The 25,415-nt window shown below is 40.1% G+C and carries 26 protein-coding genes and 1 pseudogene; 15 read left to right on the forward strand and 12 right to left on the reverse strand.

Annotated features, from left to right (window positions below; all coding sequences use genetic code 11):
* Nucleotides 1-96: 96 nt before the first annotated feature.
* The 3 genes from KME09_17340 to KME09_17350 form a co-directional block, all read right to left on the reverse strand.
* Nucleotides 97-891 carry a type 1 glutamine amidotransferase gene (locus KME09_17340; GenBank protein ID MBW4535705.1) on the reverse strand — a complete coding sequence of 265 codons (795 nt, stop codon included), beginning with the start codon at nt 889-891 and terminating at the stop codon, nt 97-99.
* Nucleotides 892-1,002: 111 nt separating this feature from the next.
* Nucleotides 1,003-1,338, reverse strand: a complete 336-nt coding sequence (locus KME09_17345) for an STAS domain-containing protein (GenBank protein MBW4535706.1) — start codon at nt 1,336-1,338, stop codon at nt 1,003-1,005.
* A 254-nt stretch (nt 1,339-1,592) separates the two neighbouring features.
* Entirely contained in the window at nt 1,593-1,976 is a 384-nt protein-coding gene (locus tag KME09_17350) for a hypothetical protein (GenBank protein MBW4535707.1), read from the reverse strand.
* 308 nt (nt 1,977-2,284) lie between these two features.
* On the opposite strand from KME09_17350, the gene KME09_17355 reads away from it, so the two are divergent.
* The 8 genes from KME09_17355 (at nt 2,285) to KME09_17390 (ending at nt 9,057) form a co-directional block, all read left to right on the forward strand.
* On the forward strand, nt 2,285-3,967 hold the full coding sequence (locus KME09_17355) for an NAD(P)/FAD-dependent oxidoreductase (protein ID MBW4535708.1): 1,683 nt from the start codon (nt 2,285-2,287) through the stop codon (nt 3,965-3,967).
* A gap of 26 nt (nt 3,968-3,993) precedes the next feature.
* Nucleotides 3,994-4,908, forward strand: a complete 915-nt coding sequence (locus KME09_17360) for a homogentisate phytyltransferase (protein MBW4535709.1) — start codon at nt 3,994-3,996, stop codon at nt 4,906-4,908.
* Between the two features lie 25 nt (nt 4,909-4,933).
* Nucleotides 4,934-5,881 carry a MoxR family ATPase gene (locus KME09_17365; GenBank protein ID MBW4535710.1) on the forward strand — a complete coding sequence of 316 codons (948 nt, stop codon included), beginning with the start codon at nt 4,934-4,936 and terminating at the stop codon, nt 5,879-5,881.
* Between the two features lie 120 nt (nt 5,882-6,001).
* Complete coding sequence (locus KME09_17370) at nt 6,002-6,805, forward strand: methyltransferase domain-containing protein (GenBank protein MBW4535711.1); 804 nt, start codon at nt 6,002-6,004, stop codon at nt 6,803-6,805.
* A 25-nt stretch (nt 6,806-6,830) separates the two neighbouring features.
* Nucleotides 6,831-6,983 (forward strand): hypothetical protein, encoded by a 153-nt coding sequence (locus KME09_17375; GenBank protein ID MBW4535712.1) that lies wholly within the window; start codon nt 6,831-6,833, stop codon nt 6,981-6,983.
* Nucleotides 6,984-7,044: 61 nt separating this feature from the next.
* Nucleotides 7,045-8,352, forward strand: coding sequence for a DUF58 domain-containing protein (locus KME09_17380; protein ID MBW4535713.1), 1,308 nt, complete (start codon nt 7,045-7,047; stop codon nt 8,350-8,352).
* A gap of 83 nt (nt 8,353-8,435) precedes the next feature.
* On the forward strand, nt 8,436-8,681 hold the full coding sequence (locus tag KME09_17385; protein ID MBW4535714.1) for a type II toxin-antitoxin system PrlF family antitoxin: 246 nt from the start codon (nt 8,436-8,438) through the stop codon (nt 8,679-8,681).
* Entirely contained in the window at nt 8,668-9,057 is a 390-nt protein-coding gene (locus KME09_17390; GenBank protein MBW4535715.1) for a type II toxin-antitoxin system VapC family toxin, read from the forward strand. Before KME09_17385 ends, KME09_17390 begins: the two co-directional genes overlap by 14 nt.
* Before the next feature lie 16 nt (nt 9,058-9,073).
* Here KME09_17390 and KME09_17395 read toward each other — a convergent pair whose 3' ends face one another.
* Nucleotides 9,074-9,229: a hypothetical protein gene (locus tag KME09_17395; protein ID MBW4535716.1), complete on the reverse strand. Its 156-nt coding sequence runs from the start codon at nt 9,227-9,229 to the stop codon at nt 9,074-9,076.
* Between the two features lie 23 nt (nt 9,230-9,252).
* Between KME09_17395 and KME09_17400 the strand changes: the two genes are divergently transcribed.
* Nucleotides 9,253-9,882 (forward strand): GNAT family N-acetyltransferase, encoded by a 630-nt coding sequence (locus KME09_17400; GenBank protein MBW4535717.1) that lies wholly within the window; start codon nt 9,253-9,255, stop codon nt 9,880-9,882.
* Nucleotides 9,883-9,919: 37 nt separating this feature from the next.
* Here the strand turns inward: KME09_17400 and KME09_17405 are convergent.
* The 3 genes and pseudogenes from KME09_17405 to KME09_17415 all read right to left on the reverse strand — a co-directional run bounded on the left by KME09_17405 (nt 9,920) and on the right by KME09_17415 (nt 11,657).
* A pseudogene (locus tag KME09_17405) lies at nt 9,920-10,258 on the reverse strand (DUF86 domain-containing protein).
* Nucleotides 10,230-10,562: a nucleotidyltransferase family protein gene (locus KME09_17410; GenBank protein ID MBW4535718.1), complete on the reverse strand. Its 333-nt coding sequence runs from the start codon at nt 10,560-10,562 to the stop codon at nt 10,230-10,232. The pseudogene KME09_17405 and the gene KME09_17410 overlap by 29 nt, the downstream one beginning before the upstream one ends.
* A 138-nt stretch (nt 10,563-10,700) precedes the next feature.
* Nucleotides 10,701-11,657, reverse strand: coding sequence for a PhoH family protein (locus KME09_17415; protein ID MBW4535719.1), 957 nt, complete (start codon nt 11,655-11,657; stop codon nt 10,701-10,703).
* A gap of 352 nt (nt 11,658-12,009) precedes the next feature.
* Between KME09_17415 and KME09_17420 the strand changes: the two genes are divergently transcribed.
* Both KME09_17420 and KME09_17425 read left to right on the forward strand, forming a co-directional pair.
* The gene (locus tag KME09_17420) at nt 12,010-12,570 is read left to right on the forward strand and encodes an HVA1 family protein (protein MBW4535720.1); all 561 of its coding nucleotides are present in this window, start codon (nt 12,010-12,012) and stop codon (nt 12,568-12,570) included.
* A gap of 129 nt (nt 12,571-12,699) precedes the next feature.
* Nucleotides 12,700-13,554, forward strand: coding sequence for a DUF2267 domain-containing protein (locus KME09_17425; protein MBW4535721.1), 855 nt, complete (start codon nt 12,700-12,702; stop codon nt 13,552-13,554).
* Between the two features lie 205 nt (nt 13,555-13,759).
* On the opposite strand, the gene KME09_17430 is transcribed toward KME09_17425, so the two are convergent.
* Nucleotides 13,760-14,722, reverse strand: coding sequence for a protochlorophyllide reductase (locus KME09_17430; protein ID MBW4535722.1), 963 nt, complete (start codon nt 14,720-14,722; stop codon nt 13,760-13,762).
* A gap of 145 nt (nt 14,723-14,867) precedes the next feature.
* On the opposite strand from KME09_17430, the gene KME09_17435 reads away from it, so the two are divergent.
* The 4 genes from KME09_17435 to KME09_17450 all read left to right on the forward strand — a co-directional run bounded on the left by KME09_17435 (nt 14,868) and on the right by KME09_17450 (nt 17,674).
* Nucleotides 14,868-16,250 carry a DUF2157 domain-containing protein gene (locus KME09_17435; GenBank protein ID MBW4535723.1) on the forward strand — a complete coding sequence of 461 codons (1,383 nt, stop codon included), beginning with the start codon at nt 14,868-14,870 and terminating at the stop codon, nt 16,248-16,250.
* A 4-nt stretch (nt 16,251-16,254) separates the two neighbouring features.
* On the forward strand, nt 16,255-16,836 hold the full coding sequence (locus tag KME09_17440; GenBank protein ID MBW4535724.1) for a GDYXXLXY domain-containing protein: 582 nt from the start codon (nt 16,255-16,257) through the stop codon (nt 16,834-16,836).
* A gap of 136 nt (nt 16,837-16,972) precedes the next feature.
* Nucleotides 16,973-17,242, forward strand: coding sequence for a type II toxin-antitoxin system Phd/YefM family antitoxin (locus tag KME09_17445; GenBank protein MBW4535725.1), 270 nt, complete (start codon nt 16,973-16,975; stop codon nt 17,240-17,242).
* Entirely contained in the window at nt 17,243-17,674 is a 432-nt protein-coding gene (locus KME09_17450; GenBank protein ID MBW4535726.1) for a PIN domain-containing protein, read from the forward strand.
* A gap of 25 nt (nt 17,675-17,699) precedes the next feature.
* On the opposite strand, the gene KME09_17455 is transcribed toward KME09_17450, so the two are convergent.
* From KME09_17455 to KME09_17470, 4 genes are all read right to left on the reverse strand, one after another.
* Nucleotides 17,700-20,339 (reverse strand): efflux RND transporter permease subunit, encoded by a 2,640-nt coding sequence (locus tag KME09_17455; protein MBW4535727.1) that lies wholly within the window; start codon nt 20,337-20,339, stop codon nt 17,700-17,702.
* A gap of 295 nt (nt 20,340-20,634) precedes the next feature.
* Complete coding sequence (locus tag KME09_17460) at nt 20,635-23,250, reverse strand: CHAT domain-containing protein (GenBank protein ID MBW4535728.1); 2,616 nt, start codon at nt 23,248-23,250, stop codon at nt 20,635-20,637.
* 185 nt (nt 23,251-23,435) lie between these two features.
* A complete protein-coding gene (locus tag KME09_17465) occupies nt 23,436-24,293 on the reverse strand; it encodes a sugar kinase (GenBank protein ID MBW4535729.1) in 858 nt (285 codons plus the stop codon).
* 115 nt (nt 24,294-24,408) lie between these two features.
* Nucleotides 24,409-25,140, reverse strand: coding sequence for a hypothetical protein (locus tag KME09_17470; protein ID MBW4535730.1), 732 nt, complete (start codon nt 25,138-25,140; stop codon nt 24,409-24,411).
* Between the last annotated feature and the right edge of the window lie 275 nt (nt 25,141-25,415).

Genomic DNA, 25,415 nt, shown 5'->3' on the forward strand with positions numbered 1-25,415 from the left:
ATCTTGCATAAATTGTCTTTATGCAATACTAAGGCAATTTACGTTGCAACGCACGCAACTGAATTAGAAAATTGCTAAAAAATTGCCCAGATCTTTCTAGACGGCAACGGCTGAAACAGAGATTCCAAGGCGTTTAAACATAGCTTTGCGCCCTGCAATTGCTAAAGAATCGTCTAAAGGAGACAAGGCAATTTCAGTTGCGTACTTTCGTTGCAAAGCTGTTTTAATGAGCCAGTCGGCGATAAAGTAATTTTTGGGTAGTAGTGGCCCATGAGCATAAGTAGCGATCGCATTTTGATAGAAAGCGCCTGCGGTTTGGTCTTCGCCGTTGTTGCCATAACCTTTGATTACTTTACCCAAAGGCTGCACATTCTGGAGATAAGTTCTGCCTCCATGATTCTCAAAGCCAATCACTATAGGTTTTTCACCGAGTGTGGCTTGTAGTTCTGAAGCGATCGCCGTAGCCGTGATTTCAAACACTAAGTTACCAATGCAGCGTCGTGCTTCGATACCTGGATGCTGACTCACCATATCTAAGATGCCTAAGCCTTCAATCCTTTTACCCTGAGCAGGTTCGTAATAGTGACCCAACAGTTGAGGTGAACCACAGGTAAATACTCCTGGTGTACCTTGGTCTAGTTTTGCTCGAAGCGCTTCGGCTTTTGCTCCCTGCAAGTCCCTCATCACAATTTCTTGCTGACGATCCTGCGCTCCTCCCCCAACGATAATATCTACCTGCTCAAATTCTGCTGCTGCGCTTTCCCGCTTTAAAGGTATGATTTCGACTTCAATATTTCGCCATTGACAGCGCCGTTGTAAACAAATAACGTTACCGCGATCGCCATAGGTACTCATTAACGTCGGGTATAACCAGCCAATTGCAATTTTCATGTTGTCGGTAGTGAAAGTTAAACGCTAACAAATTCTAACTGCGGTTTAAACTAAAACAAATTATTAGAATTATTAGAAAACAATTTAGCTGGTTAAAAAGATCTGCAATAACTATTTAGTTTGAACTGAATTATGTAACTGACTGGTGAACTCTTGGCGATCGCTCAAAATCGTAAAGTAATCGTCCATACTGGTTAATTCAAACAACATACTAACTTGCTCATTAACTGAGCATAAAAAGAACTTGACTTCCGCAGCATTAACTGTTTTTAAAGCTTTGACTAAAGCGCCTAGTCCCGAACTATCCATAAAGGTGACATTGTGGAAATCAACTAAAATGGTATCCACTCCACTTTCTACGCTTTGCTCAACCTGATGCTGAAACTCAGCACTTTTAGTGCCGTCTAAAATACCTTCAGGTTCAATTATTTGAACGACAGAATTCATATAATTTAAATAATTATTAAAAATTAATGTAACAATTAGTATAGCAAAATGATCGCATCTTAACGAGCTAAGATTGCTACTAAAGAAAAAACCGCAGTTTTTTAATTAGAACTTGATTAAATCTCATCAAGAGATAAAAATAAGTTAAATATAAACATATTTTCCAATTAAAATAACTATTGTAGATAATCAAGTCGCCTTCTATGGTTAACATTAGAAGACGATCTGACAGACTGTGTTGCTTGAGAAATTAATTAGTTTCCCGAAAAATTAGCAGCATCATCGAACATTTGTCTAGTTTTTTCTAGTAGCTTGTTATTCGGATCGACACGGTTTATGCCTGGCTGTTTTTTTGCTGGGATTTGGGTAGGGTCTAGTAATTGTTTTTGTTCTTCAGGACTAACAAAATCATCAACACTATTCAATGATTCAACGCGATCGGAATCTGAATAAAGTAGACCATCTATATTATTGTCATCTGTTGGATATGTAGTCTTGCTTTGATTACTAGCTGCGTTGGCAAAATCCTGATTAAATGCAGTGGTTAAAAGTAGTATAACTGCCAGAAATAAAGAAGTTAAAATCTGGTTAATTTTGATTTTTTTTAGATAAGATACTATCGTGACCAGTACATTCATAAGGCTTGTTGAAGATATTTTAATTGTTTTAAGAATAAATAACTGTACGCAGCATTTTTGCTGTGATTTAAGCTTTTATTACTCATAATTTAGCTGAGTTTTTTAAATACATCTTCTAACTAAAGTTGGATTATTATAAGCAATAATAAAATGAATTTATGAGCAATTTATATCTTATGTAAGATTGAAACTGTAATAACTTTTAAAAAACTTTTAGCTTTTGGCTGTCCTTAATCAGGTTTAATTTGTTATTCTCAATTGAGAAATGGCTAAAGAAAGTATCTAAAATAGGGGACAACAAATATTTAATGGAAGCGTATGATGCGATCATAATTGGCGCTGGTCACAATGGGCTAGTTTGTGCAGCCTATCTATTAAATGCTGGCTACAGCGTCTTACTGCTCGAAAAGCGTCCTGTACCAGGAGGGGCTGCTACTACCGAAGAAGCCATCCCCGAAGAAGCACCTGGATTTAAGTTTAATCTGTGTGCGATCGACCATGAGTTTATCTTTTTAGGGCCAATTATTGAAGAGTTGCAGCTGCACAAGTACGGTTTAGAATATCTTACCTGCGACCCTCATACCTTTTGTCCCCACCTAGACGGAAAATATTTCCTGGCACATCAATCATTAGCCAAAACTCAAGCAGCGATCGCTCGCTATAGTACTAGAGATGCGGAAAAGTATGGCGAGTTTATTGGCTACTGGTCAAAATTAATGAGTGCGATCGCGCCTTTTTTTAATGCCCCACCCCAGTCTATTTTAAATATTGCTAAAGGCTATAGAGGCAAAAATTTGGCGGACATTTTGGCGATCGCTGGCTCTAAAGATAAGGCTTTAAACTTTATCCGTACGATGATTACCTCGCCAGAAGACTTGCTGAATGAATATTTTGACACTGAGATCGTTAAAGCTCCCCTCGCCCGTTTGGCAGCCGAAATAGGTGCGCCACCATCGCAAAAAGGTATCACCGCAGGATTAATGATGCTGGCAATGCGTCACCATCCAGGTATGGCTCGACCCAAAGGAGGTACAGGGGCGTTAACTCAAGCCTTAGTCAAGTTAGTCACGGCTAAAGGAGGCAAAATCTTAACCGAGCAAATGGTTAAGGAAGTGATCGTCGAAGATCAGAAGGCGATCGGCGTGAAAGTGTTTGAGGGCAAGGAATATCGAGCTAATCAAGCCGTAATTTCTAATATTGATGTCCGTCGATTGTTCTTACAGTTAATTGCTCCCGATGTGATTAAACCTGAATTAAGAGAAAAAGTCGATCGCCGAATTACTAACAACAATGAAACTATTCTCAAAATCGATTGCGCCCTATCTGAAGTACCCCGCTTTACTGCGCTAGAAACCGATAATCATGACCATTTGATCGGTACGGTATTAATTGCCGACTCTGTAGCCCATGTCGAACAGGCTCACTCCCTAGCCACCATGGGGCAAATTCCCGATGCCAACCCTTCAATGTATCTCGATATCCCCAGTGTCCTCGATCCCACCCTCGCGCCAGAGGGAAAACACACCCTTTGGATCGAATTTTTTGCGCCCTATCAAATAGCAGGTAGAGAAGGAACAGGATTAAACGGCACTGGTTGGACAGATGAATTGAAAAATCAGACTGCCGATAACGTGTTGAAGAAGTTAGGGGAATATGCGCCTAATCTTCAAGACTCAATTATTGCCCGTCGGGTAGAAAGTCCTGCGGAATTGGGCGAAAGACTGGGTTCATATAAAGGCAACTACTATCACTTAGATATGACCTTAGATCAAATGATCTTTTTACGTCCTCTACCAGAAATTGCTAACTACACCACGCCGATTAAAAACCTTTACCTGACAGGGGCAGGAACTCATCCAGGAGGTTCTATCTCAGGGATGCCAGGACGTAACTGCGCCCGCGTCTTTCTCCAGCGACAACAGCCCTTAGCTAAGGCACAACAGTCAGTTAATTCGATGTGGCGATCGCTTTTAGGTATCAGTAATCAGTAATCAGTAATCAGTAATCAGTAATCAATATGAATTGGCTTAAAAGTTTTTGGCAATTTTCCCGTCCCCATACAATTATCGGCACTAGTTTAAGTGTCTTGGCACTCTATTTTATTTCCCTGGCTACTACAGTCACTCAGATTAACCCTGTAAATTTAGAGCAGATGATTGCTGTTTGGTTTGCCTGTCTGTGTGGCAATGTATATATAGTTGGCTTAAATCAACTTTATGATATTGAGATAGATCGAGTTAATAAGCCAGAATTGCCCTTAGCTTCAGGAGAATTTACAGTTGGACAAGGAAAGCTGATTGTTGGGGTTACGGGATGCCTGTCCTTAATTATTGCTGCCTTATCTGGGACATGGTTATTCGCGACAGTAGCTACTAGTTTGCTGATTGGTACAGCCTATTCAACACCACCGATACGCTTAAAACAGTTTCCCTTTTGGGCAGCTTTTTGTATTCTGACGGTGCGGGGAGTGATTGTTAACATTGGCTTGTTTTTACACTATGGCGACAAACTTAATGGGCAAGAAGTCTTAAATCCGTATGTTTGGACTTTGACCCTATTTATCTTACTCTTCACCATAGCGATCGCTATTTTTAAAGATGTCCCCGATTTAGAGGGAGACAAGCAATATAATATCAATACTTTTACCCTGGTAATTGGTAAACCTGCGGTCTTTAATCTTTCTCGCGGAGTGATTACTGTTTGTTATTGTGGCATGATTGCAGCAGGATTATTTTGGCTGACTGCTCTTAACGTCAGCTTTTTTGTCGCTAGCCACGTAATTTTATTAGGGCTACTTTGGTGGCGGAGTCGAGATGTAGACTTAGAACAGAAAAGTGCGATCGCCAACTTTTATCAGTTTATTTGGAAACTATTTTTTGCCGAATACTTGCTATTTCCCATAGCTTGCTTTATTACTGTCGTTGGTAAATAAACTTAGTTTCTAACGCAGTATCTAAATGCCAAGTAATTCGTTGCTCAATAGTCTTAGTCAACAAATAGATAATGTCGTTATTGGTCAAGGGAATCTAGTTCAACAATTGCTGATTGCCTTATTGAGTGGTGGTCACGTCATCATTGAAGGAGTACCAGGTATAGGTAAAACCTTGTTGGTAAAAATATTATCAAAGTTGATTGCAGCGGATTTCCGTCGTATTCAACTAACACCTGATATTTTACCTTCTGATATCTTGGGAACAAATATTTTTGATCTCAATAGCCGCGATTTTATCCTCAAAAAAGGCCCTGTTTTTACAGAAATTCTCTTGGCTGACGAAATCAACCGTACCCCTCCCAAAACCCAAGCAGCTTTACTAGAAGCGATGGAAGAGCAGCAAATTACTCTAGATGGTCAAACGATGTTGTTACCACCATTATTCTGGGTGATTGCAACGCAAAACTCTTTAGAATTTGAGGGTACATATCCTTTACCTGAAGCACAGCTCGATCGCTTTCTGTTTAAGCTAGTGGTGGACTATCCTGCTAAGGATGCCGAGAAACAGATGTTGGTTAATGCTCAACAGGGATTTAAAGCTAAAAAATTGGATCTCGACAAGCTAAAAGCGATCGCCACAGTAGAAGATATTTTGGTTCTCAGAGAACAGGTGCAAAAGGTTCAGGTAGAAGAGAATATTTTAGATTATTTACTCGATCTGGTGGAGCGTACTCGTCAACATCCTGATTTAATTTTGGGTGCATCACCGCGATCTGCCGTGGCTTGGTTAAATGCGACTAAAGCTAGTGCTTGTCTGGCAGGAAGAGATTATGTTACCCCTGATGATGTTAAGGAAGTCGCCATCCCTTTGTTGCGCCATCGCCTAATCTTAAAACCAGAAGCGCAATTGGATAACCTCCAGATCGCTGAGGTGATTGAATCTATACTCAAGCAAATATCTGTACCAAGGTAATGATTACTGATTACTGATTACTGATTACTGATTACTGACGTTGTCCTAATTTACTGGAAATAGCCAACTATTAAATAGAGTAATAATTTAGCTGATGGTCATTTTCCATCGTTTAAAAGTATGGATTATATTCACGGTTATTCTGATACAGAACAAGTAAGACTAATTCAACAGGCGGAATATTGGCGAGAAAAGCTGATTCTCAAAGATCTTGACTATCAAGCTGGAGAAAAATTATTAGAGATCGGTTGTGGTGCAGGAGCAGTATTAGGTATATTGGGGCAGACTTTTCCTGGTTTAAAGTTGGCGGGAATTGATTTAGAACCAAAGCAAATAGATTATGCCCAGAAACATCTGAATAATCTAGGTTTAAGTGATGCCGATCTGCGAGTAGGAGATGCCACGGAACTACCCTGGCAAGATAATTACTTCGATCGTATATATGCAATCTGGTTTTTGGAACATTTACCCAATCCGCTACAGGCTTTACAAGCAGCAAAAAGAGTGACTAAGCCTGGAGGAACAATTACAGTTACCGAAACCGACTACCGTACCATTTTAATTACCCCAGAATCTGCTGATTATCGCTATTTAATTGACTCGCTATGTGAGTTACTATTGCAGGCTCAAGGGAAACCCTATATTGGACAATCTTTAGGAACATTGCTCCTTCAGGCTGGTTTTGAGCGGGTAAAGAATCAGCCATTTCCCGTGCATTATGCTTACAGTTTGGATAGTCAAGAATTAAGAGGTTTTATTGACTATGTAGACTCTTGGTTAGCACCTACAGTAGAGCAAGCTGTTACTCAGTTAGGTAAAGATTCTCAACGGCTACAGGCTGGATTAGAGTGGTTTCGGAGTATTAGCGATCGCCATGATGGCGCAGTCTCCGCCACAATTTATCGTGCCTCAGCAATTATTTAATCATTTAAGTAGGTAGGCAAAATAATTGATCAAACCCCTACCCTTAGAGCTATTTGTTACTCGTCCTAAAGGACTTGTCTCGCATAGTTTCCGTCGCGTTTTGGGTAGGAAGATTCCCACCCAAAAGCCGACGGGGAGATACCGCTCCGCATATTACTCGTTACTTGTTACTCCCTAACCTTATTTCCAATTTAATTACACCCACCTACTTATACTCCTCATCCTTCATCCTCCAGATTATGATTCCCTCCCGACGCTGTTATGTACTGCTTGCTATCGGTGGCTTAAGTGCTGCACTGTTAGATGTTCTGATTAATCGTCAGGCTAGTTTAAATTTTCTGCGGATTTATAATTTTAGTTTGTTAGTTGCCACGCTCATTGATGCATCTCAGGTTAAAAATAGTGCTGTTGAAGTAACCAGACAGGAGATTCAAAAGTTATCAGTCGGTAGAGATAATGAGATCGCTCTAAAGATTAAATCTGGTCAAGAAAAAGCGATCGCGCAAATCCGAGATGCTTATCCGCCAGAATTTACCGTTGACAGAGATACTCTGGAAGTTAATCTACCTGCCAATAGCAACTGCGAAGAAACCTATATTATTCATCCCGATCGGCGTGGGGAATATACCTGGGGCGATCTACAAGTACGTCAGTTAGGGAAACTGGGTTTGGCTTGGCGAGATTGGCAAATACCCGCAAAACAAGAAGTTAGAGTTTATCCCGATTTAATTGGCTTAAAAGAACTAGCTGTTCGTCTGGCGATTGAAAACAGTGGAGCGATGCGTCAGGCACGAAGAATGGGCAATGGTACTGAATTTGCTGAACTGCGAGAATATCGTACAGGAGAAGATATTCGCTTGATTGACTGGAAGGCTACGGCGCGTCGCGATCGCCCTGTGGTTAGGGTATTAGAACCAGAACAAGAACAAACTCTCTTTATCCTCTTAGATCGGGGGCGTTTAATGACGGCAAAGGTAGATGGATTAAAACGATTTGACTATGGCTTAAATGCGACTTTATCTTTAGCTATGGCAGGCTTAAGCCGTGGGGATAAAGTCGGGGTGGCGGTATTCGAGCGCGATATTACGACTTGGATACCCCCTGAAAGAGGTAATCATCATTTAAGCAAATTAGTCGATCGCCTGACACCAATTCAACCAGTATTATTAGAGCCTGATTATCTTGGTGCTGTAACGAAAGTTATTACTCAGCAAACTAGACGAGCATTAGTTGTGGTAATTACAGACTTGGTAGACGTAACCGCTTCGAGTGAATTACTTAGCGCCATGATGCGTTTAGCCCCTCGCTATCTACCTTTTTGTGTCACCCTCAACGATCCGCTAGTAGCTCAAATTGCCCATGCTCATACTGACAATACCAAAGACACCTATGCCCGTGCGGTAGCTTTAGATCTTTTGGCACAGCGTCAGGTAGCTTTTGCTCAATTAAGACAAAAAGGAGTATTAGTTTTAGATGCACCTTGCGATCGCATTACAGGAGAGTTAGTCGATCGCTATCTAGAGTTAAAAGCGCGTAATTTACTCTGATTTTTACTAAAATTTAATTCACATGAAACCTATAGAGTTTATTGTATTATTTAAGTAAGGAGCTAAAGTAAGGAAATAAACTCATGGTACAAGCTCGGCTGACGGTAAAAGGACAAGTCACCATTCCTAAAAAAATTAGAGATTATTTGCAACTCGATAATGGTAGCAAAATAGATTTTGTTATTGACGAACAGGGAGATGTCAAAATAATCCCCTTAAATGTATCGGTAGAAAAGCTTTCTGGCATATTACATCGTCCAGGAATGAAATCGGCTTCTTTAACAAATATGGAACAAGCAATTATCGAGGGTGCTAGTGATTGGACTTGATACCAATGTTTTAGTCAGGTATTTAACCAAAGATGATGAAGCACAGTGGCAAAAAGCAGCAGCAATAATTAATGATGCCCAATCTTGTTTTATTGCAGATATTGTCTTATGCGAACTAGTTTGGGTTTTAAGTAGAAAACCCTATCAATACTCTAAATCAGAAATTCTCAAAGTTTTAGAGTTGATATTACAAAGTTCCAAATTTGAATTCGCCAATCGGACTATTATTTATCAAGCAATTAAGCTAACTCAGACAGGTAAAGCTAATTTTGCCGATTATCTGATTGGTGCAACTAATCGTAATTATGATTGCAGTCAAACAGTTACTTTTGACCAAAAACTAAAGGGAGAAAAATGGTATCAAGTTTTAATTTAGGATTGTTTTTTATAATTTACTTTACTACACGACCATAATTTAGTTTAATAACGCGATTAGGCTTACGCCTACCCTTCGGATCGCACTCGGTAAAATAGCGATCGTCATGACTAACAGCAATTACTGTTTTACCTCGACTTCTTAACTCAGGTATGCGATGAGTTAAAAGCAAAATTAAAGTTAGAAAATATCTCCATGACTGAAATAAGCAAAACATCCTGGACAATGACGATCGATACCAAACGTCTGATCGTTCGTCCACAGCAGGCTGATGATTATAAGTCATGGTACGCTGGATTTATGGGTAGATTGCCTAAACAACACCAGTATGACGCTGGGAAGCTAGATATGAATGGTTGCGATTCAGCTTGGTTTTCAGATTTGTGCGATCGCCACCAAGAATTGGCTTTAAAAGATGACACTTATGTCTTCGGTGTTTTTAATCGTCAAACAAATCAGCATCTGGGTAATATCGATCTCTCCACCATTCGTCGTCAGGAAAATCAATGGGCTAATTTGGGATACAGCATTCACAATCAGTATCAACGGCAAGGTTTCGGTAAAGAAGCTACTCAAGCCGTCTTGAGAGCAGGATTTGAGCAACTTAACTATCATCGCGTTGAAGCAGCAATTAATCTTGACAATTCAGTTTCTATTGCGTTTGCCGAGAGTATAAAAATGCAAAAAGAATGTATGCGTAAAGGCTTTTATTATGAACAGGAGCAGTGGAGAGATAATTTAATTTATGTGGCAATTCCCGCCGATTTTGGCTTGGAGGAAAAACCGCCAGAAGTATTATTCTCAAAATTTTCCAGCCGAAATTAAACATAACTTAAAAATCGCCATCTCCGCTTAACTACCCTCAACGTTCAGGAGGAATTTGTAACTTTAACTCCTCAATCAATGATGGGATCTGCGATTGAACTACATCCCAAACGATGTTGAGGTTAACATCATCATATTCATGAACTAGCCGATTTCGCATTCCATTGATTTCTGACCATGAGATATTGGGCAAGATCTGTCGGCTTGTTTCGGAAACTCGTCTAGCGGCTTCGGCAATCACTAAGAGCCTCCGAATCACTGAATTTTGAAGCTGCACATTTGCTAGGAACTCAGCTTTTGAACATTGAGCTGTGTAGGTCACGATCAGTTCTGCCGATTACAGCATATCAAGCAGAAATTGAAGATCCCGTTGCATAAATCACCTGGGCGGAGGAAAGAATTTCGTGACGGCGTAAGTAGTTACGGCTAGTTTCAATGCCTTGACGGGTAATCAGGTCAATGTCTCGATCAAAGATGGTTTTTAGCTCTGCTTCCATTTGGTCTAGAGTCCTAAACGTGGGGTGGGCTTCTGGATGAAATTGCACCATTACGTCAATGTCACTGTCGGGGCGGAAGTCGTCGCGCAGCACGGAACCAAATAAGGCAAATTCTGTCACCTGCCACTGATGGCAAAACTCAGCAATTTTTTCCATCGGTAGGTCGATCGCAGTAATGGTCATGTCAGTTTTACTTCCAAGGTTTCAAGTTGTTTTGTTAGTCGATCGCTATCTAGAGTTAAAAGCGCAAAATTTACGATAAATGTTACACTGTCAAGTTTAATAATGCGATCGCTAAAGCCTACTGATAAAAATTTTTATTCAACGATCATAATGCTCGTAAGCTGCAACTATTTTCTGCACTAGAGGATGACGTACCACATCAGCCTGAGTCAATTCGCAAAAAGCAATCCCCTCAACATTACGTAAAATTTTGCGAGAGACAACTAATCCTGAATCTTGACTAGAAGGTAAATCTGTCTGGGTAATATCTCCCGTCACCACCATTTTTGAGCCAAAACCCAAGCGAGTTAACACCATTTTTAGCTGTGCAGGAGTGGTATTTTGTGCTTCGTCAACAATTACAAAAGCATTTGATAAAGTACGTCCTCGCATATATGCTAGAGGGGCGACTTCAATTTTGCCTCGCTCCATTAAATCAGGAATTTTCTCAGCATCAATAAATTCATATAGGGCATCATATAAAGGACGCAAAAAAGGATTAACTTTCTCCTGTAAGTCTCCTGGCAAAAATCCTAGCTTTTCTCCTGCTTCCACCGCAGGGCGAGTTAAAATAATTCTTTCGCATTCATCACTAAGTAGTGCTTTAACTGCCAACACAGCAGCTAAAAAAGTTTTCCCTGTTCCCGCAGGGCCAATACCAAAAGTAATATCATGTTTTTGAATTGCTTTGACATATTGCTTTTGTTTAAAAGTTTTAGCGCGAATGATTTCACCTTTTTTGGTACGAGCTAAAATATTACTTTGTAGATCGCTATATTCTTCTGTTCTACCAGTATCGATCGCTTGAAATGCAGTTAAGATATCTGGTTCATATAGAGGCTTCCCTAACGACCACAATGGTTCTAGGGTTCTAATCGCTTTAGCACAACGTTCGACAGCTTTTTCCTGTCCTTGTAATAGTAAATCTTGCCCCCGCAAGACTAGATTAACTCCCGTTTGTCGCGCTAGAAATTGGAGATTTTGCTCCCTGCTTCCTGCTAAGGCGATCGCGCTTTGGCTATCTGGAAGTTGAATTGTTTGAGACGTTTGGGTCATATATTAGTTTGGAACTTTAACTTTTATCTTACAAGTTCTGTTCGGCAATATTGTTACAGCTATCGATATTGCCGTACAAAATTAGTTTATGACAATTAGGGTGATTGGCTCGAAGGTAGTCCTAAAGGATAAGCTTCGCAAATAGGTAGTAGGTAGTAGGTAGTAGGTAGTAGGTAGTGGGTAGTAGGTGTAGTAGATATCAGTAAATAAAACGTCTTAACTTTGTCTGGTATTGCTTTATCTTTTGCTGCTTTTTGACTTCAGGACTAAAGATCAATCTTACAGGAGAGGCAAAATACCTATAAATCAGCCAATATTCAGAAGTATATTATTTCAGTATCGATCATAGAATATGGCAACTAAGTTGAAAAAAGGAGATCTGGTCAAATGGAAGATTGGAAAAGGGGAAGCTAGAGGAAAAATTACGCAGAAGGTAACCCAATCTACCCAAGTTGATGGCAAAGAAATTAAGGCAAGCAAAAGCAAACCAGTTTATTTGGTCAAGAATGACAATACTGGAAACGTAATTTCCCGTCGCATAAAGTCTCTATCCTTAATTGAAAACGAGCAGAATCTTAAGCCACAGCAGCAAAAAATATTAGACGATTTTCAAGCAGCAGTAAATATGACTGCTTCTGAGATTAAAGTGTGGCTAAAAACCAAGGAAAGTAATTCTGTCGGTCAAAAAGATCGCCAAGGCAAAATTAAAGGTCGTAAGTCAGGCAAAAAAATTATTAAAATCCTCAACAAAGAGCAATCAAAATATCAGGAAAAAGATTTTAAACAGATGAAAAAGGTCGTCGGTTATATTCACCGTCATTTGGCGCAAAAACCTTCAGGCGATATTAAAGAAACTCCTTGGCGATATTCTCTAATGAATTGGGGACACGATCCAATGAGCAATGAACAATGAACAATGAACAATGAGCAGCTTTATCTATCGATAGTTATAGATTAAATATTCTCCTCAAAGTAGATGCGCTAAGTTATTTAATTTTCTTAAGATTGACCCTATAACTTAAGACTGTAAATAAAATATTTCATGACTATATCTTTAAGAGATGATGTAATGTACATCTTGCTTAGTAAAATTCATCAACAAGATTCAGAGGGAATGCATTCTGTAGATTTTAAGGCGACAGATTTTACGGGGAGAAATTTAACAATTAGCGATTTTTTGGGTCATCTAGATTACCTTAATCAAAAACAATATATTATTGCTGACTTTTCTGGTAATGCTTATGCTAATCAAGAAGATGTACCCGATTTAGTTGACGCTGAAGAGGTGGATTTTCGGGTTGCTAACACCTTCGGCGCACCAGATGGCCCTTTACCTCACTTAATTAAGTTTAAGAAAGCAAAATTGACTGAAAAAGGGCTAAAAATGCTGGAACGGATGGAGAAAGATCCTCCCCAGGCACTGATGAAAGGCACAGCTATCCCGATTGTGGACAAATATACGCCCTTCCTAGAAGAAGTTGCCCTCAAAGCTGAGTTACCAGACATTTTCGACGCTAAAGATTTAAGCAACATAGTTTATCGTACCATGCGCGATCTGATGCCCACTGAAGCATCAAAGGCGGTTGAAGCTGAACTACATGAAGAGATCGAAGAAGGCGCGACTAACAAAAGACTTCAGGATGAAATTGCTGATTTGTGGAAAGATGACAATCCGATAGTTGCTTGGTTAAGCAAGGTTCGTCCGCCATTAAAGTTTGATGCCGACACTTTTATTTTTCGGGTGGAAAAAGAAGGTGGTTTACCCCGTGGGACAACTGGCGAAAAGGTAATCAATGCCGTATTTTCTGCCACCAAACAAGAACTATCTGACGAGACTAAAAAACAAATATCCCAATTCTTGCCTGGCAAAATTAAGGATATGTGGGAAGCAGCTTAAAGCGGAATAGGAGATTATTAGTTAGAGTGTTTGATATGTGATTCTCTCTAACTAACTCCTAACTTTATTTAAGTAGGTAGTGGACGCGCTAGTAGGTTGGGTTGAGGCACGAAACCCAACGATTAAAAGTTTTTGTTGGGTTTCACTGTCGTTCTACCCAACCTACCAAGTCTCTTTAGGGAATCCTTTAGGACTCACTGTTGAGTTAAGCCATTCCCACTAGCTTCTCGCTCAATTCCCAAAGGCGTTTGCCCTTGTTGTTGTCCATGGCTTCGTCAGAGATTTCTTGTTGGAAAGCAGCACGATCTTCTTGTTGGCGATTACCCCAACTATAGTAGACTCCCGACTCATTAAATTTAGGATCGGCTACTACTTTGGCAACTCTTTCCCCTGCTAATTCTTCTGTTACATAGCCCCCTGTAATATTTTTCTGAAACCAAGGAAAAATGGTTTGAAATAGAGAATAATGGTTACGGAATAGGCCTGTCTCAGCTACACATCCAGGATAGAGAGCGTTAAAGATAATTCCTGTCGATTGATGATAGCGATCGTGTAACTCCCGCATTGTCAGCATATTACACAGTTTGCTGTCTTTGTAAGCTTTTCCAGGTTTAAACTTTTTGCCGTCAATCATAGCGATCGGTGCTTTAAAACCTGCTTCCATCCCCTGTAGATCCCCTAGATCTGGGGGTGCAGGAATCGGAATTTTGCCGCCAATTTCTTTCGGGTTAGCGGTGACAGTACCTATGGTTACTAATCTTTTTTCTGGCGCGGGGGAATTCTTGAGATCTTCTAGCATCAGATTACACAAGAGAAAATGACCCAGATGATTAGTCGCCACACTTAACTCATAGCCTTCTTTGCTACGCTGTGGCTCTTTTTCTAAAGGTAAATAAACTGCTGCGTTACATACCAAAGCATCTAAAGATTTTCCCGTCGCACGAAAATCCTGGACAAACTGATGCACGCTATCTAGTGAGGCGAGATCGAGATGAATAACACTATATTTATCTTTGGGGATACCAACTTCTTTTGCTACTTGTTCTGTTTTAGACAGATTACGACAAGCCATAACTACATGCCAACCGCGATCGCTGAGGGCTTTGGCAGCATATAAACCGACACCAGAAGATGCGCCAGTAATTACAACAGTTGATTCTTGTACCATTTTCTTAAAAGTTGTTATTTAGTATTCATACCTATTTATAAAATCTCACACTCCACAACCCATAGTTAGCAGTAAGTCATAAAGTGTCATATTTTTGTTGAGTAGATAATTCAGGTGAGTTATCTTGGTATCTTTCTATCTGGTTATGACTTCAGAAAAGTTTAGATATCAGTTGCGTCAGGAAGCGCAGCAGTGGCAATCAGAAGGGATAATTAGCTCAGAAGTATATGAGCAGTTGGTTTCGCGCTATCGGTTACGGGAATTGGATTCGGCTTCACGCGATCGCTTTATTATTATTGTTTTAGGATTGGGTTTTATTCTCCTGGGTTTGGGAGTCATCACCTTTGTGGCAGCAAACTGGCAAGTATGGTCTAGATCGATCAAAGTATTACTGCTGCTGAGTTTATTTATGGGAACTAACTGTGCAGGTTTCTTTTTATGGAGATTGCCCGAGGGACGCAAATCTAGATTGGGACAGGGACTATTGTTACTCGGTGCGTTAAGCCTGGGAGCAAATATTGGCTTAATGTCTCAGATGTTTCATCAAACTGGTTCAGTTTATACCCTTTATTTAATCTGGGGTTTGGGTGTCTGTGGGATGGCATATGGTTTGAGGCTAACTTCTTTGGGATTTATGGCGATTATTTTAATGGCGATCGCCTATTATGCTCGGACTTTTATCGGTACGGCTTGGGATGCAGACGGTTGGAGACTATCAGAGCAAATGTCTTTAATTATTGCCGTGCTATTTATTCCCCTGGCATATTATTGTCGCTCTCGTTGGATTTTTGGTCTAGGTTCAGTTTTAATTATTTCAACTTTGCTCACAAATTTGGGGCAATATTTTGAGTTTGCTGATTTATCTCGTTACAGTTTGCTTCCTGCCTTCTTTTTAGTTCTTCCTCCAGGTTTACTTTGGAGTTATCGCGATAATTTATTAGTCGCCAATTCGGCAGTCAATTTTGATGATATAAATCGTAAGCTAGCGGTGTTTTATCTGGCTGTTGTATTTTACCTATTTTCATTTAATTTCTGGTCAGATAGTTTCGATGCATCGCAATCTGGTAAGTCGATCGATTTTACCCTTTGGTCAACATTAATTGCTCCAGTAGTTTTTACTCTCTTGACTATCTGGGCGTGGTGGAAATTAGGAGTTAGAAGAACCAGCAATCTATCCTGGAGACTCGATCGCAACTCTACCTACATCGGCGTAACTTTAGTCTTTCTCTTTGGTTTGATTTGGTTTAATCTTGCTATCACTCCTATTGGCATAGCAGGAACAATCATCTTTAATTTACTGCTGTTGGTATTAGCAATAATTTTAATCAGTCAGTCAGTTAAGGAAGGACAAAGATTTAACTTTTGGTTGGGAATAATACTGTTAATTCTGCAAATATTTTCGCGGATGTTTGAATATAATACCGATTTAATTTTAAAAGCGATCGCCTTATTTGTCTGTGGTGTTGCAGCAATTTTAGCTGGACTCTGGTTTGAACGTTATTTAAGTAATCTTAATTCTCCAGGTTAAAAATATGACTACTTCAAGAACATCTTATCCCTGGTGGCGCTTTCTTCTACCTTTTAGTTTACAGTTAGCGATAATTTTAATTGTTCCTGCTCAAAGTGCCTATACCTATAATTATGGTAAGCCAGCCGTGCTGCAAACCCTACCTGTAGACCCCTATGATTTACTACGGGGATACTCCCAAACTCTAAGTTACGATATATCTCAAATTAGTAATTTACAGCAGTTTCCTGGTGGTGATAACTTAGTTGCAGGAGAAATATTCTATGTCATCTTAGAACCAAATTTAGCAGTAACAAAACTTCCTCCTGTTGCTTCTAAAGTAATTAAAGTAACCAAAGAAATACCTTCAGATCTAGCGACAAATCAAATTGCTCTTAAAGGTCAAGTTCAGCAATCTGGTCAAGCTAGCTATGGCTTAGAAACCTACTACATGCCAGAAAGCCAGAGAAACAAAATCAATCGAGAAATTAGCGATCTACAACCTAATGTAGATAAAAGACCATTTGTAGTAGAGATAAAAGTCGATCGTTGGGGCAATTCTGTACCGACTAGTCTTTGGGTCAATCAACAAAAATACAGTTTTTAATGCGTACTCGCTCTCTACCGCTTACACTCTTGGGGTCAATCCTACCTATTAAGTACCCTGTCGAATTCTGTAACCGCGATCGCTATCATATTTAGATCCATGATATTATAGTCAAGATGTCCAACTTGACAGAGAAATGAGCAAAAGTTTATCCACAGCACAGATCAAAGCCCATTTATCAGAATCGATCAATCTAGCTATAGAAGAAGGTTTTGTGACCATAACTCGTTATGGTAAACCTGTAGCAGCGATCGTTAGTTATGAAGACCTAGAGCAACTTCAACGTCTGCGTGCAGCTCGATTGGGTAAGGGATTGGCAAATTTAGTTGAAGAATGGGAAGATGCAGATGAATTTGCTCAAGAATTAGATAAAGTTGTTCAAGAAAGACAGCACAATATCCTCTAAATGGCTTATTTGTTTGACACAGACGCTATTTCTGAAACATTAAGAAAAAAGCCGTTAAAAGAGTATGTAGAATGGTTAACAACTCTTACTAGAGAAGAACAATACACCAGTTCGATTGTGATTAGTGAGTTGTACAAAGGAGCTTATCGATCATTAAAAAAAGAGCAATTAACCTTCAAAATCAGGACGACAATTCTACCAGTTTTAACAGTACTTCCGTTTGATACTAAGACGGCTCAAATATATGGTCAAATTGCTGCTCAACTGGAGCAAACTGGACAAAAACTGGCTCATCCCGACCTGCAAATTGCTGCTACTGCTATTCAGCATAAATTAGAGTTAGTGACAGGGAATATTAAACATTTTGCTAGAATACCTGATTTGGCAATTAATCCTATTTTGTCACGGCTGCGATCGCAATTAAATCATTAATACAATTAAAATTAAAATAACTAAGCTACTGTTTTTTCCCAGCTCGATCTTCCAGCAAAGTAAAAAGTACGGGGACAACGATTAAACTGAGTAAAGATGAGGTAATTAAACCACCAACAATTCCTACAGCCATTGGTTGACGTAATTCTGCACCTGCGCCCCAGCCTAAAGCAATCGGTAACATCCCTAAAATAGTTGAAGAGGTAGTCATGATAATTGGGCGCAAACGCAAGACTCCAGTTTGTAAAATTGCTTCGCTGCGCTCTATTCCAGCAGTACGTAGTTGGTTAATATAATCGAGTAGTAGGATCGCGCTTTTATCCAATAATCCCAACAGAAAAATTAAGCCAATTAAAGAGATCATGCCAAAATCACTTTGAGTTACCAGTAAAGCTAGCATCGCTCCCACGATTGATAAGGGTAAAGATAAACCAATTACCATAGGCTCTAACCAGCGACGGAAGGGTAAATAAACCACTATCAGCATACAAATTAGCGCCAGAGAGAGAGTAAGGGCGAATTCTCCTAGGATTTTCTTCGATCTAGCGGAATCTCCTTCTAAATTAAAAGTAATTCCAGGCGGTAAAATCTGATCGGCGATCGCCTGAGCTTTGGCTGTAGCATCACCAATTCCCTGCTCGGCGCTCAAATTGGCATTGAGATAAACTACTCGTTTTTGGTCTAAATGAATCAGCTTATCTAAAGGTTCGCTGGCTCCATCTATGCGTACATCTTCAAACCCTTGTAACTTTTGAATTTCTGTTTGAAAAGCGATCGCACTTTTTCTTAACTGCTCAATATTTTCTCCTTCTAAAGCCACCTTAAAAGAAGGATCTTCCCCTGTCTCGACAAAAGGGATATCTTCAACACTAACAACACCCTGGGGAATAGAAGGTAATTGCTGTCGAATTTCTGCCTGTATTTGACTAGTGGTTAAGTTGCGATCGCTTTTGAGTTTAATATATATTTTGCCTTTATTCGGTTCACCCCGTAAGCCAGCCACAGTATAAACAGATTCGACATCGGGATGCTTTAAGACTACCTGTTCTAATTCCTGTCCAACTCTAATCGTTTTGCGTAATAAAATTCGTTCAGGCGATCGCGCAAGATTACTTAACCAGCTAAACTGACTAGATTTGGGTTTGGCTGCGGAATTATTATCGAGCTTGATATCTGCACTACCAGCTAATTTCGGCAAGGGAGTGGTATAAACAATCTTAAATTCCCCGCGATCGAGTTGAGGGATAAAACCCTGGGGAATCAAAGGGATTAAAGCAATTCCTGCGATAAAACTCGCGATCGCAATACCAATCACTGCACGACGATGATTTAATGCCCACTGCAATAAATTATGATAACTATTAGTAACAAAGCCTCGCTCTTCAAGATTATTTTGAGTTCTAACTCCCCTGGAATCAAGCCAATATACCGCTAAGACAGGGGATAGAGTACGAGCTGCTAACAAAGAAGTTAACACCGCTGCCGATATAGTAATGCCAAAAGGGCGGAAAAATTGTCCTAAAGTGCCACCCATAAAACCGATGGGGAGAAATACCGCCACAATAGTTAAAGTTGCCACCGAAGCCGTAAAACCGATTTCTGTTGTCGCAGCCAAAGCAGCTTCCCGAATACTTTTGCCTTCTTCCAGATGACGTATTATATTTTCGATCTCGACGATCGCATCATCGACAATAATGCCAATTACTAAGGCCAAAGCTAATAGAGTTAGAGTCTCTAGGTTATAGCCAGCTACTGCCATGACGATAAATGTTCCTAAAAGAGAAATAGGAATTGCCACCGCCGTAATCAGAGTTGCCTTGAGATTGCGTAAGAAGGGGAAAATAATTAAAATTGCCAGTACCACCGATCCCAGCAAAGCATCAATTGTCGCTTGGGTGCTGTCACGGATATAGCCAGCGGAAGTTTCGGCTAAAACCAACTGAATATCTGGTAGACGTTGCTGGAGTTGAGCTACCTGTTGTTCTACCTGTTTAACTACTTCTAAAGTATTAGCATCCCCCTGTTTAATTACCTGAAAAGCGATCGCTGATTGCCCGTTAAAATGAATCAAAGTGTTGTTAGCAGTGGGATTATCTGGATTAACTTCACCGTAATCAGCATTACCTAAGACATCTACTCGCTCTACTCCTGATAATTTTTCAATCGCAGGCAGAATATTTTCACCAGTAATCTCATTTAACTTACCCAAATCCCTTTCTTGATTGGTAACTATATAACTAATGGCACTGGTTTCATTGAGGTTAAAAGGAATAATATCTAACTCAGTCTCAGTGGGTAAGGATAATTGCTTCAGACTACTCTCCACCGTCGCCGTAGCTGCTTGAATATCTATATTGGTATCCAGTAAGAGATTAACTACCGTCTGTCCTAGATAAGTTGAAGAATATAGCTGTGTTAATCCTGGGGTGTCGACTAAAGCTGTCTCTATTGGTTTAGTCAGTTGCGCTTCTGTATCTAAAACCGTCTCCGTATTAGCTTGAGCGCGAATTACCACAACAGGAAAGTTAACCGTTGGAAATAAGGAATATTTTAACGAACTAAAAGCAAATAAACCCGCTACGGCGATCGCAATCCAAAAGGCGATGGTGATACGGGAATGTTCAATTGCTAAACGAGAAAGGTTAAACTGCGATTTTTTAAACATCAGAGATTAAACAGGTAGTCTAACCGCTATTTTCGCAGAAGTTACTTCGGGATTGAATGTTAATTATTAAAGTGTTGCTTTGACTCAGGGATGAGCGATCGCACTGGAAATTAATAATAATGCGATAATCAAGCAGAAACTACATTCCATCCATGTTGGGTTTAATTATACCAATTTCATAAACTTAGGCTACAGTAAAGCCAGAAGGTAAAACAGCGCTCGCGAACCATGTCAGGACTAGTAAAAATTGAGATAACTGAATCGGCAGAAACTCTCAAATGTTTCGTAGGAGTTATTAAAGCCAATTGCCCAAAAGCACATAAGGGGCCCAATAAAACGGGTGTTTATACCAGCGATTGTGTAATAAGCTTAACTGAGCCTGGCGTAATGCTTCGGCTTTAGGTAGATGTTGCTCTGATAATTCTTGATAAAAACTACTCATCAGTTTAGCAGTGGCTCGATCGTTAACTGACCAGAGGGTTGCGAGGGTGCTTTTGGCTCCTGCTCTTACTGCCATTCCTGCCATTCCTAGTGCTGCCCGATTATCTCCTGTCGCTGTTTCACAGGCACTCAAAACCAGTAGCTCGATCGCATTTTTTAAATCGACATTTCTAGTCTGCAAAATACTACCTAACTCGTTAATATTAAGGCGATCGTCCCAAGTCAGCAAAAAGGTATCTTCCAGAGCAGAACTAAACTGTCCGTGGGTAGCAATATGGACAATGGGATAATCTGAGTCTTGAATTTCTTGTTTAAGTGCTGCACTAGTAAAATTTTGATTGACTAAAACTCGACTCTCAATTCGCGATGTAATCTCTTTAAGCTCGGAATTGACATAATCTAATCCAGCAAAACCATCAACTCTTTCCGTCAAACCCGCAGCTATGGTTTTAAGTTTTACTTGTTCTAAGGGACGAGGATTGAGTAGCTGTAGTCCAGGAGTTAGGGCAATACTATAGTCTTCGAGCAGATAATGTTGACCGTCGTAGAGTGCGCTTAGGGGAATATTGCGGAACGCACCATCGGGAACAAAGACCAAAGTTTTGAGGTTACTTTTAGTTAAATCATCAACAACGGGACGAATAATTAAGTCATATAGCTTTTGCGCTGAACGATAAAAATTACGCCGACTGCGAATTACTAGGTTATGACGAAACTGTTCAATAATTAACTCAAGCTGTTCTTGAGAGATTTTAGTGCTGTAGTGCTGGAGGGGTTGGTTCGGTAAACTGAGAATTACTTCTAGGCGATCGCTTAAAATAATCGGATAAATGACTGCTGCTTGGCGATCTAAGCGCTCGATATTAACTTCTTGAGTATCTAAACAGGCTTCGCGAAAAAAGTTATTCAGTTCGGCAACTTGCAGAGATTCCATAACTTCTCGAGCTTCTTCTAAATTTGCCTGACTAACGCTATTTCCTCGATCAGTTGCTAATAATAAACCCACTAGCTCTCGATAGACAGGTTCTACACTATTGCGAAAAGAAGACTGTACATCAGGGTTGCTCGCTACTAAATCTCGACTCAAAGACTTAAGTAATTCTACTGCCTGAGTATAATTAGCGATCGCCTGCTCGGACTGGCCTAAAGCCTGATTAATTCTGCCTAGCTGCCATTGCCAGAGGTAGCTTACTTCGGGAGCATTAATACCTTGAGCGAGCATTAGAGCTGCTTGAGTATGTTGTTGGGCGTTATTCCAATCTTTTAGTTCTGCTCGAATTTGTCCCTGTAATCCTAAACTATAGGACTGAGCCTTGGGATAAGCAATCGTCTCTGCTTGCTCGCTCGTGGCGACTAAAAATTGCTCAAGATCTTTTACTCGACTATGGTTTAGCTTTGAATGTTGAGTTAGTTCGAGCCAACTATGAGCAAAATTGAGACGACGGTCAATATTAGCCCGATTAACTGCTAATCTCGCCAACTCTGCCTGAATCTGAGGAATTAAGGACTTACTTTGTTGCCAACTAGGAGTTTCCAACGAGGTATTTAATTGAGCAAGATAAATCTGGAGGAGTAAATCAGTTTGCACACAATTGTCTTGCTGCTGACAGGTTGCTAATCCTTGCTGATATAGTGCTAAAGCTTTTTCAGGCTGATTTTTATAAGTATTGCCCAGTAATAATAAAATTTTGCTCTGTTCATCCACATAATCCAAACGAGAAGCAATAGTTAAACTAGATTCTAAAACTTCTCGCGATCGCTTTAGCTCACCTACTAGTAGCAAAATATCGCCATAGCTTCTCAATCCTGCTATTTTAAGCTCAGAGTCAGGCTGTTCTACTAAAATGCTTTCTACCTCTGCCAGGGTTTTGAGAGCGCGTCGATAAAAGCCCAATTGCTTAAAAGCACTCGCCTGATTAATCAAAGTGCGAATTATGCCTAATTCATCTCCTACCTGCTGATAACTATCCTGAGCTTGTTTCCAAGTGGCGATCGCTTGTTCTGCTTCTCCCTGACTCAGCTGCAAGATTCCCTGGTTGTTTAATACCTGTGCTATGGCACGAACTTGGCGATCGATACTCAGATTAGGGTCATTATACAGTAGCCTTAAACTAGCGTTGATATTGTCTGTTGCCTCTGACCAATTACTTAGCTGGCTTTGAGCTAGGGCTAAATTGCTCATGATTCTGGCACGACTCAAAGAATCTGTAGGCTCAGATATTTTAATTGCTTGCTGCCACGAATCTATTGACTGTTGAAATTGAGAAATTGAATAGAAATATTTCCCCTGAATCTCAAGTTCAGCCACAGTTTTACTTTTAGTTTCGACTATCTGCTGAGAAGGGGGTGTTGTCGCCAAAACCGCAGAAATCTGATAAATCCTTTGAAAGTTAGGCAATAAACCGCTCGACAACCCTACTAATGCCAAAACCAACAGCAGCAAGTAACTTCGTCGAAGTTTAAAGGGCATAGAAATATCAATTGAAAATTTATCATTAGCAATAGAATGCCCACTTACTCATTTGTAGTTACCAAAATCAGTAATACTAAATCCTGTTGGTATACAACATTTAAAAGTTGAGCAAAGGTAATGGGCATTGGTGACAAGTTAAGCTTGAAAGCTAGTTGTCAAGAGGGAAAAGGAGATAAACAAAATTATTGTCCAAGCCAGCTTCTAGTACCAAAGGATAGACAAGAGCGACTAGCGATATTTGCTGCTAACTTCAAAGCAGTAGGGAAATCCTCTTGCAGAATATAATGACAAAATGCGCCATGAAAAATGTCCCCTGCGCCTAACGTGTCCACAGGTTTAATTGTCGGGACAGAGATAGCAGAATTGTTTCCTCGCTCTCGATATCTAATGGCTTGCTCCCCTTGAGTGATGGCGATATATTGAATGCCACTATCTTGTAAAAAATCAAACACATCTTCTGTCTGCTGGCATTGAGTCGGATAAAAGTTAGCCGAACAGATAGCGTAGTCTACCCAGGAAAGTAATTCTTCTAATCTTGGCTTCCAGCTACCACCATCAAGGATAACGGGAATTTGCTTGCTTTTCGCGATCGCCGCCACTTTCAAACTCACCTCTAGTTGATGTCCATCCAGTAAAACCAGATCGATATTAGCCAACAGATCGGGTGTAACTATTTCAGAGTTAGCTTGAGATTTTATGGCATTGAGGGAAATAATTGCCCGCTCTCCCGTAGCTGCGGTGACAACGATTGAGGAAACAGGAGGAGTGTCGCTCTTGTCTGGAATCAGATCTATGGTAGCAACACCCTGTTGCGAGAGGTCGCTTTTGATTAATTCCGTTAGAGGATGTTTACCTAGCACAGACAGTAATTGAGCTTGATTACCAAAATAGTTAAAAGCAACGGCAGCATTGGTTGCTGGGCCTCCTGCTACAGTGAGATAGTCCTGCGCTACTACTTTTTGGTTTGCTTGTAGAGGGCGATCGCTTAAGTAAATAAAATCTAAGGTGGTTAAACCAACAAATAACCCTCGATATGTCATATGCAGTTGAGTTTAGAGCTAGCTGCTGATAATTAACTAGTAAATATTAGTCAGGTAACAAACTTTATTTTACAGCGATCGCCCATTTTAGCGAGCATTGAGGTTTTATCGCTGCTTAGACAAGATCAAATTGCTCACCTGTAATCACATCATCACTGCTGCCGCTAGTAAGATTAATATCGTCTAAAGTAACTTGTTGTCCAAAAATATCTGTTACCACCAAATCTTGCGCTCCCGATAGATCAGAGCCAGTACTCAACACAAAACGATTATCAGATCCACGCTCTAAAGGAATTATACTGCCATCTTCTTCCAGTAAATCGACGCTTTCCACTGGATTGCGATGATTATTCAGTCTTATTGCTCCATAATAGGGATTAGATTCAGGAATTCCCTCAACTACAATACCTTGACCGATGCTGTAACCATAAGGAGTGACAAAACTGTCATCGGGACTAACTAATTTGTATTCAATATCTACTACCCCGTCAATAGGATCGGCAACTTCAAAAAAGGCTTCTGCACTCAGATCTAAGCCATCAGCCCGTTCGTATAATAGATCCGAAACTTGAACTATAATCGGAGCAGCGCCTTCTGCTTGTTTAGGGCCAGATACTTCCAAAAAAGCACCACTAGCTTCAGATCCATTCCACTGGACATTATTAATTGCGGTAATACCTGCTAATGCATCTCCAGAAAGAACATCATAGCCAGAATTGCCTTTTCCACCAGCAGGGTTAGCCGCATCGTAGAAGGTTGCTCTTCCTTGATAGGTCTGACCTGATTCTAGCTCTGGGCTTATATTAACGTCGATTGGTTGTTGAACGTTGGGTACTACTGCTTGCATGTCGTTAAATTCTCATGATGAGGTGTAACGATCCACATCTAAATACCTAAGAAACTGCCAAGTAACCTTAAGTTGTTTTCTGTAAATCGTCAACCAATTTATATTGCTCAATAGTTTTAAGCTTCTGGACACTATCAAAATGAGGTAAATTTTCGGTTAAGGTGTTTAGATAAAGTATTTAATATTAGCGATTAAACCTGTCTCATAGCCTGGGTTCAACACCAGTATTTCTTTCTTTTTCTCAGTTCAAAAAATAAGCGAGGATCTCACTAACA

Source organism: Pleurocapsa minor HA4230-MV1 (assembly GCA_019359095.1).
GTDB classification, from domain to species: domain Bacteria; phylum Cyanobacteriota; class Cyanobacteriia; order Cyanobacteriales; family Xenococcaceae; genus Waterburya; species Waterburya minor.

Coding starts and splice junctions, on each gene's coding strand:
- KME09_17340 (MBW4535705.1), bottom strand. CDS start 891: ATGAAAATTGCAATTGGCTGGTTATACCCGACGTTAATGAGTACCTAT.
- KME09_17345 (MBW4535706.1), bottom strand. CDS start 1,338: ATGAATTCTGTCGTTCAAATAATTGAACCTGAAGGTATTTTAGACGGC.
- KME09_17350 (MBW4535707.1), bottom strand. CDS start 1,976: ATGAATGTACTGGTCACGATAGTATCTTATCTAAAAAAAATCAAAATT.
- KME09_17355 (MBW4535708.1), top strand. CDS start 2,285: ATGGAAGCGTATGATGCGATCATAATTGGCGCTGGTCACAATGGGCTA.
- KME09_17360 (MBW4535709.1), top strand. CDS start 3,994: ATGAATTGGCTTAAAAGTTTTTGGCAATTTTCCCGTCCCCATACAATT.
- KME09_17365 (MBW4535710.1), top strand. CDS start 4,934: ATGCCAAGTAATTCGTTGCTCAATAGTCTTAGTCAACAAATAGATAAT.
- KME09_17370 (MBW4535711.1), top strand. CDS start 6,002: ATGGATTATATTCACGGTTATTCTGATACAGAACAAGTAAGACTAATT.
- KME09_17380 (MBW4535713.1), top strand. CDS start 7,045: ATGATTCCCTCCCGACGCTGTTATGTACTGCTTGCTATCGGTGGCTTA.
- KME09_17385 (MBW4535714.1), top strand. CDS start 8,436: ATGGTACAAGCTCGGCTGACGGTAAAAGGACAAGTCACCATTCCTAAA.
- KME09_17400 (MBW4535717.1), top strand. CDS start 9,253: ATGACTGAAATAAGCAAAACATCCTGGACAATGACGATCGATACCAAA.
- KME09_17410 (MBW4535718.1), bottom strand. CDS start 10,562: ATGACCATTACTGCGATCGACCTACCGATGGAAAAAATTGCTGAGTTT.
- KME09_17415 (MBW4535719.1), bottom strand. CDS start 11,657: ATGACCCAAACGTCTCAAACAATTCAACTTCCAGATAGCCAAAGCGCG.
- KME09_17420 (MBW4535720.1), top strand. CDS start 12,010: ATGGCAACTAAGTTGAAAAAAGGAGATCTGGTCAAATGGAAGATTGGA.
- KME09_17425 (MBW4535721.1), top strand. CDS start 12,700: ATGACTATATCTTTAAGAGATGATGTAATGTACATCTTGCTTAGTAAA.
- KME09_17430 (MBW4535722.1), bottom strand. CDS start 14,722: ATGGTACAAGAATCAACTGTTGTAATTACTGGCGCATCTTCTGGTGTC.
- KME09_17435 (MBW4535723.1), top strand. CDS start 14,868: ATGACTTCAGAAAAGTTTAGATATCAGTTGCGTCAGGAAGCGCAGCAG.
- KME09_17440 (MBW4535724.1), top strand. CDS start 16,255: ATGACTACTTCAAGAACATCTTATCCCTGGTGGCGCTTTCTTCTACCT.
- KME09_17445 (MBW4535725.1), top strand. CDS start 16,973: ATGAGCAAAAGTTTATCCACAGCACAGATCAAAGCCCATTTATCAGAA.
- KME09_17450 (MBW4535726.1), top strand. CDS start 17,243: ATGGCTTATTTGTTTGACACAGACGCTATTTCTGAAACATTAAGAAAA.
- KME09_17455 (MBW4535727.1), bottom strand. CDS start 20,339: ATGTTTAAAAAATCGCAGTTTAACCTTTCTCGTTTAGCAATTGAACAT.
- KME09_17460 (MBW4535728.1), bottom strand. CDS start 23,250: ATGCCCTTTAAACTTCGACGAAGTTACTTGCTGCTGTTGGTTTTGGCA.
- KME09_17465 (MBW4535729.1), bottom strand. CDS start 24,293: ATGACATATCGAGGGTTATTTGTTGGTTTAACCACCTTAGATTTTATT.
- KME09_17470 (MBW4535730.1), bottom strand. CDS start 25,140: ATGCAAGCAGTAGTACCCAACGTTCAACAACCAATCGACGTTAATATA.